The following is a 7,118-nucleotide window of genomic DNA, read 5'->3' as shown; positions in this document are numbered from 1 at the left end:
GACCAAGGGGTCGCTGCGTCGCCCCAGATGATGGGCGCAACTGGACCAGCGGTAGTCCTCGGCATTCGCACAGACTCCAGCCCGCATGGGGTTCAACTCGATGTAGCGCATGCATCCCATCAAGTAATGTTCACTGTCAATCAAGGCCGCGCGAAATCGCCCCTCCCAGAGCGTGCCGCTGCGCTCGTACTTGTGGTTAAACCAGCCCACATAGCGGCGCCCATGTGCCTGCATCATTTGGCTGATGCCCTGATCGAGCTCGGGCGTGGCGAGCAAATGCAGGTGGTTTTCCATCAGCACGTAGGCGTGGATGGCCACCTTGTGGGTCGCCGCGCAGTCGTGAAGCTGTTCTAGATAGTGCAGGCGGTCTGCATCGCTGAGCACAATCGCTTGCCGGTTGTTGCCGCGCTGAATGACGTGATGCGCCTGCCCGGCAAGCATAAGGCGAGGAAGTCTGGCCATGGGTGTCCGCCCGGCTGAATGGGCGCAATAAATGAACCTGACCCCATTTTACAGGCTCAATTAAATGAACCTGACCCCATTTAAGGATGAACCTGACCCCATTTAAAGAATGGCTAAAACAGGCTTTGGCCGGTCAGTCGGTGGTGTTCGCGGATGGCGAAGCGGTCGGTCATGCCGGCGATGTAGTCGGCGCAGGCGCGCGGCAGGTCGGCGGGGTCTGCATCTTGCAAATACTCGGCCGGCATTTGTTGCGGGTCGGCGGCGTAGATGCGGAACAGGTCGCGCAGCACTTGTTCGGCACGCAAACGGGTCGCCTGGACCTGGCTGTGCCGGTACAAATGCGCGAACAAAAACCGCTTCAGCTCGGTGCTGGCAGCGCGCATGGCCGGGCTGAAGCGCAAGAGCGGGCCGGCCGCACGCACCGCCTGCACATCCGCCGGCGCAGCTGCTGCCAACGCAGCACCGGTCGCGTCGATGATGTCGTAGACCTGCGCCGAAAGCATGCGCCGGATGGTTTCGGCCAACAGTCGTTTGCCTTTCAGGCCGGGATAGGCGGCCAAGGCCTCGCGCAAATAGGTCTGCACCAAAGGAATCGCCTCCAATTGCTCCAGCGCCAGCAAGCCCGAACGCACGCCGTCATCAATGTCATGTGCGTTGTAGGCCACCTCGTCGGCCAGATTGCAGAGCTGCGCCTCCAGGCTGGGCTGCTGGCCAAGCAAGAAGCGCGCGCCCACCCCACCCGGCTCGGCCGCCTCCAGCGCCAAAGCATTGCGGCGGGCGCAATGCTTCAAAATGCCTTCGCGCGTTTCAAAGCACAAGTTGAGCCCATCAAACGCCGGGTAGCGCTGCTCCAGTTTGTCGACCACCCGCAGCGACTGCAGGTTGTGCTCGAAACCACCATGCGCCTTCATGCATTCGTCCAGCACGTCCTGGCCGGCATGGCCGAAGGGCGTGTGGCCCAGATCGTGAGCCAAGGCGATGGCCTCGATCAAGTCCTCATCGAGCCGCAGGCTGCGCCCGATCGAGCGCCCCAGCTGCGCCACTTCCAAGGAGTGCGTCAAGCGGGTACGGAACAGATCGCCCTCGTGGTTGAGAAAGACTTGGGTCTTGTAGACCAGGCGCCGAAACGCGGTGCTGTGGATGATGCGGTCGCGGTCGCGCTGGAACTCGCTGCGTGTGGGCGCCGGCGCCTCAAAGACGCGCCGGCCTCGGCTGCGGGTCGGGTCACAGGCATAAGGTGCCAGGAGCCTGGTCGGCATGGCGCTGGACTCAGGCACAGTGACTGGCCAGCACCTCGGCCACCAAGTCGTCAGGCGCCGCATGCATACCCGCCCGTCCCAGCCCTTCGACCAAGACAAACCGAATCGCCCCTCCCTCGGCCTTCTTGTCGACCCGCATCAGCTCCAGATAGCGCTGCGCGCCCAGCGCCGGCCCAACGACGGGCAGCCCAGCGCGCTCGATCAGCGTGCGCATACGCGGCAAAAACTCGGCCGGCATCAAGCCCAGCCGCACCGACAAGTCGCACGCCATCACCATGCCGCAGCCGACCGCCTCGCCGTGCAGCCAAGCGCCATAGCCCAGGCCGGTCTCGATCGCATGACCAAAAGTGTGGCCAAAATTGAGGATGGCACGCAGCCCCTGCTCGCGCTCGTCTTGCCCCACCACCCAGGCCTTGATTTCACAGCAGCGCTTGACGGCATAGGCCAGCGCCGCCTTGTCGCGCGCCAACAAGGCGTCAAGATTGACCTCGATCCAATCCAGAAAGGCCGCATCGGCAATCGGCCCATACTTGATCACCTCGGCCAAACCGGCCGACAACTCGCGCTGCGGCAGGCTGTCCAACGTGTCCAGATCGGCGATCACACGCGCCGGTTGATAGAAGGCGCCGAGCATGTTCTTGCCCAGCGGATGGTTGATGGCGGTCTTGCCGCCGACCGACGAATCCACCTGCGCCAACAAGGTGGTGGGCACCTGCACAAAAGGCACGCCGCGCATATAGACCGAGGCCGCGAAGCCGGTCATATCGCCAATCACGCCGCCACCCAAGGCAAACAGCACCGTCTTGCGATCAGATGCGGTTTCAAGCAAACGGTCAAAGACCAAGTTCAAGGACGCCCAATCTTTGAACCGCTCGCCGTCAGGCAAGAGGACGCTGTCAACGCGAGCGTAATGCCTGGACAACTGCGCCTGCAGTCGCTGCAAATAAAGCGGCGCGACGGTTTCGTTGCTGACGATCAAGGCCGCCGTGGCTTTAGGTAAACCCAGCCAACTGCTGGTTTCATCCAATAAAGCGGACCCGATCAGGATGTCATAGCCACGCTGACCCTCGTCAAGCTTGATCGGGACCAGCTGGGTTAAATCGCGAGTTTGGGATGTAGTGGCAGCAGTCATGCCACAAGTGTACGGGGCGAGCCTGAGCACCTAGTTGTCGCAACAGACTCTTGTCAGTGCTTTTCAGCGCCAACGGTTGCCGCCACTCGGCCTGGATCAACCAGACCGGCCAACTCCAATTGCATCAGCGCCATATTGACGAGGCCGTTGACCGAAGGCCGCCCGGTTTCCAAAACAAAGTGGGCGCAGCGCCGATACAAGGGATTGCGCTGCAAATACATCTCGCGCAACTTGCCCAGCGGATCGCGCACCTGCAAAAGCGGGCGCTGCGTGTCATGACGCAGGCGCCGGAACAATTCCTCGGGCGTCGAGCGCAGGTACAAGACGGTCGAATGCCGGTGCAGCAAATCGCGGTTCGCTTCTTTCAAAACAATGCCGCCGCCGGTCGCCAAGACCATCTCGCCGCTGCGAGCCAGGATTTCAGCCAACACCTCGGACTCGATCGCCCTGAACGCTGCCTCGCCCTCGCGGTCAAAGAAACTGCGAATCGCCTCGCCCAGGCGGTTTTCGATTTCCGCGTCGGTGTCCACAAAGCGCACCGCCAACTGGCGTGCCAAGGCACGACCGACGGTGGACTTGCCACCGCCGGGCATACCGACGAGGGAGATGGTTTGAGTCAACTCTGCCCACACCCTATTTATAACGGACTGGCGCAATCAGGAGTCTTGCCATAAGGGCTGAGCGCGAAAGCTGGTGTGCTTTCACTCTTGATCGCCGTAGTCAGCGTCGGCAACCAACGCTCCTCATAACGGCCATACCAAGCCGGTGGACTCAGCACGCCCGGAGCACTCACTTTTATCATATATCTTACCCAGTACGCCATACTCTTTGGATATTCAATTCTCAACGTAGCCAAACCATTTATATCGGTCTTGGTACTACCGACCATGGCAACGGAGACATCCGACTTGCGAGGATCAAGCTGGAGATTATTGTTGATATCCTCGCCCACCTCAATCGTGCCATTTCTAGCTCCGTCAGGCTCCAGCCTATCCTCATTGGGACACTGAAAAATAGGTTTCGGCGTTGGAATCCATTCCTTAAGTGGAACATTCCATTGAAACTCACCCTTAGCGTATCCAAGCAGATCGATCACCGGAGTTACCTGCACATCCGATTTCGGATTACCGGCCGCATCGACCACTAGCACCGTGAACTTGGCGATATAGGTCAGCTCGGTCTCACCAATCGCCAAGACATCGTCGCCGCCAATCGAGATAGAAATGGGCGACTCCACCACGGTCAAAGTCACCGGATTGACGGCAAATCCCTTCGTACAACCGTCGGCGGTTGTACCCAGATCGTCAGTCCGGCCATAGCAACCATAAATCTTCACTCCGTCGGTCGGGCTGGCACGTTCGCCCGCAATGAAGCTCAGCGTGACCAGACCATTCTTGTCCGACAGCAACGGTGATTCCGTTTCACTGACGCTGAACCTGCCATCGGTCGAGGTGCTGTTGGAGCCCAAGCCCACATGCACACGGACATTCTCGATCGGTGCATTCTTCTCGCCGCGGAACAGCAATCGGATTTCGGCTCGGTTGACGTCCTTGCCAATTTCATTGACCTTGACCACCAGCGGGTCCATGGTCATCGTCGCCGACAGTATCTTTATTGCTGGATCCAAGGGCGCCGGCTTGGATGCGACATTGACGAAGGACTCAATCGGAGTGTCCCCAGCCCCGCCAACTGCCTTGATCGACATCTTTCCATTGCCCTCGGCCTTGTACGAATATGTCCACTTGCCTTGCCCATTGGTCAAGCCTCGACCAGTGGCGGTACCTGGGCCGGTGGCAACAATCTCCACCCCGTCAATCGGGCTGCCATTGACGTCCAGCAAGCTGTAGTCGACCGTGCCTTGTTCGCCCACCAAACGATTGGGCTGATTGACGGTTGCTTGCAACTTGGCGCCGGTCACACTCAGCAAGCGCGTGCCCTTCAGCGCACTGCTTTCCGCCGTCACGGTGATGGTCCTCACCGTGCGATTTGCACCAATGCCAACCGTGGCCTTGGCTTCGCCTTTCGCGTCGGTCTTGGTATTGATTGGCGTCAATACCGCGTCGCTGTTGACCCGGAAGATCACGTCGATGCCGGCCAAGGCATTGCGATTGATGTCGACCGCCCGAGCAACGACATCGATCGTCTCGCTGCCCGAGTTATTGATGCTGTTCTTGCTGATGGACAGCGTCAGATCGCTAGCGGTCAACACCGTGCCGGCGGGCGGATCAACAACATCCACCGTGACGGTGCGCGACACCGTTCCGCTGGTGGCTTTTACCGCGATCGTCCGCTTGGTCTTGATAGACTGCAATTTAAGGCGCCGGGTCAATTGTCCGGTGCTCGCACTGGTCGTCGTGTTGCCCGGATCAAGCACCACCGCATCACCAACATCAACCACTTGCATGGTGACGGCCACACCGCCAATCGCCGAACGCGATGCATCCAGTGTCGTGACCGTGATGCTGGCTTCTTCGATGCCTGTATTGGGAATCGAGACCTTGTCCACCACGACCGAAAGGTCAGCCACGGCGCTGCCCGTGATGCTGTCCACCACATTGAAACTGAGCTTCTTGCTGATGGAGCCACTCTTGGCGGTCAAGGTCACAGTGCGACTGGTTTTGTCGATCAGGCCGACTACGGCGGTCATGGTCGCCGTCGTTTTGTCGGTCACCTTGGCCGACGGGGTCACCACCGCACCGCCGTCCACCTCAACAGTCACAGGCGCTTCGACTCCAATCAGGGCAGCATTGCCTGCGCCCAATGCGGTCACGGTGTAGGTGACCTTCTCGGTGCCAGTGTTAGACACCGTCTGCTTGTCAACCACCAGGGCCAAATCGACCAAGGTCGAAGCCACCGGCGGCGTCACCGGCGTCGTCGGGTCTTGAAAAATAGGCGAGCCGGCATCGCCACCACCACCGCCGCAAGCAGCCAGCACGCCCACCATGGCCAGGCTCAAACAAGCCTGCGCACAGCGCTGACCAAATTGTTTAAATCTACTTTTATTCATTTCTGCATACTCCCGACATGCTCGCCTCAACTCGATGCGGCAGCCTCAAACTATTTAATGATGTTCAACGGACCGTTGCGCGATCGCTGACCACTTTGGGCGTCAAGAAAATCAGCAACTCGGTCTTTATCGACGAACGCGATTTGGTCTTGAACAAATTGCCGAGATAAGGCACATCACCCAGGAACGGCACTTTCGAAACATCGTCACGCTCATCCTGCGTAAAGATGCCGCCAATCACCACCGTGCCGCCGTTTTCAACCAGCACCGTCGTCTGCACATGCTTGGTGTTGATGGCAAAGCCTTGCGGCGTCAGCGTGCCGCGACTGTCTTTGTTGATGTCCACGCTCAGGATCACATTGCCTTCCGGCGTAATTTGCGGCGTCACTTCCAGCTTCAAATTGGCCTTGCGGAACTGAATCGAGGTGGCGCCACTGGCGGTGGCCACTTGGTAGGGCAACTCCTCGCCCTGCTCGATCAAGGCCTTGACCTGGTCGGCGGTAATCACCCGCGGGCTGGAAATGATCTTGCCCTTGCCGTCGGACTCCAGCGCCGACAACTCGAGGTTCAGGAAGCGGTTGGCGGTGGCACTGAACAGCGACAGCGCGAAGTTGGCGGCGGTGGCGCCACCAAAGGCATCGGACGACACATTGGCGGGCAGGTTGACGAATTGCGTGTTGGCAAAGTCGTTGACCGCATATTGCTTGGTGCTGAAGCCAACGCCGTTGTAGTTGCCACCGGCCACCACATATTGATTGCCGCCGACATTGCGGCCCGGTATGCCGCCTTGCTGACCGCGCAAATCGTTGAAGCCCAGTTTGACGCCCAGGGAACGGCCGAACTTGTCGTCGGCCTCGACAATGCGCGCCTCGATCAAGACTTGGCGAACCGGAATGTCGATCTTGGCGATCAGCGCCTGCACCTCTTCCAGCTTGGACGGGATATCGGTCACAAACAACTGGTTGGTGCGTGACTCGAACATCACGCTGCCCCGCGGCGACAAGATGCGCGAACTGTTTTGCCCACCCGCTCCACCACCGCCACCGCCGCTGCCGCCGCCAGAGCTCTGTCCATTCAACCCCTTGGCCACTTCCTCGGCCTTGGTGTAATTGAGTTGGATCGCCTGGGTCCGCACCGGCTCCAGCAGCGATATTTGCGCGCGCGACTCCAGATCAAGCTTCTCTTTGGCGGCCAACTCATCCTTGGGGGCAATCCACAAGACGTTGCCGGACTTGCGCAGCCCCAGGCCCTTGGCCTG

The 7,118-nt window shown here is 59.8% G+C and carries 6 protein-coding genes; all 6 read right to left on the bottom strand.

All coding sequences use genetic code 11. The features are described from left to right. Positions 1 to 462, bottom strand: a 462-nt coding sequence (locus RMO57_RS08180; protein ID WP_310385704.1) for a transposase, incomplete at its 3' end; no start/stop codon positions are given. Between the two features lie 113 nt (positions 463 to 575). Further along, entirely contained in the window at positions 576 to 1,721 is a 1,146-nt protein-coding gene (locus tag RMO57_RS08175; RefSeq protein WP_310385703.1) for a deoxyguanosinetriphosphate triphosphohydrolase, read from the bottom strand. A gap of 10 nt (positions 1,722 to 1,731) precedes the next feature. Continuing rightward, positions 1,732 to 2,853, bottom strand: a complete 1,122-nt coding sequence (aroB, locus tag RMO57_RS08170; RefSeq protein ID WP_310385702.1) for a 3-dehydroquinate synthase — start codon at positions 2,851 to 2,853, stop codon at positions 1,732 to 1,734. A gap of 53 nt (positions 2,854 to 2,906) precedes the next feature. Continuing rightward, complete coding sequence (locus tag RMO57_RS08165) at positions 2,907 to 3,473, bottom strand: shikimate kinase (protein WP_310385701.1); 567 nt, start codon at positions 3,471 to 3,473, stop codon at positions 2,907 to 2,909. A gap of 17 nt (positions 3,474 to 3,490) precedes the next feature. Further along, positions 3,491 to 5,860 carry an Ig-like domain-containing protein gene (locus RMO57_RS08160; protein WP_310385700.1) on the bottom strand — a complete coding sequence of 790 codons (2,370 nt, stop codon included), beginning with the start codon at positions 5,858 to 5,860 and terminating at the stop codon, positions 3,491 to 3,493. Between the two features lie 64 nt (positions 5,861 to 5,924). Continuing rightward, positions 5,925 to 7,118: type IV pilus secretin PilQ (locus tag RMO57_RS08155; protein ID WP_310385699.1), on the bottom strand; the 1,194-nt coding region annotated here is incomplete at its 5' end.

Source organism: Roseateles sp., assembly GCF_031397715.1.
GTDB lineage: Bacteria > Pseudomonadota > Gammaproteobacteria > Burkholderiales > Burkholderiaceae_C > Paucibacter_A.
Note: the sequence above shows the minus strand (reverse complement) of the source record. Positions and strands in the feature narration are given on the sequence as shown.

Bases quoted from the DNA above. Each gene is read 5' to 3' on its own strand.
- aroB (WP_310385702.1), bottom strand. From the start codon at position 2,853: ATGACTGCTGCCACTACATCCCAAACTCGCGATTTAACCCAGCTGGTC.
- RMO57_RS08160 (WP_310385700.1), bottom strand. From the start codon at position 5,860: ATGAATAAAAGTAGATTTAAACAATTTGGTCAGCGCTGTGCGCAGGCT.
- RMO57_RS08175 (WP_310385703.1), bottom strand. From the start codon at position 1,721: ATGCCGACCAGGCTCCTGGCACCTTATGCCTGTGACCCGACCCGCAGC.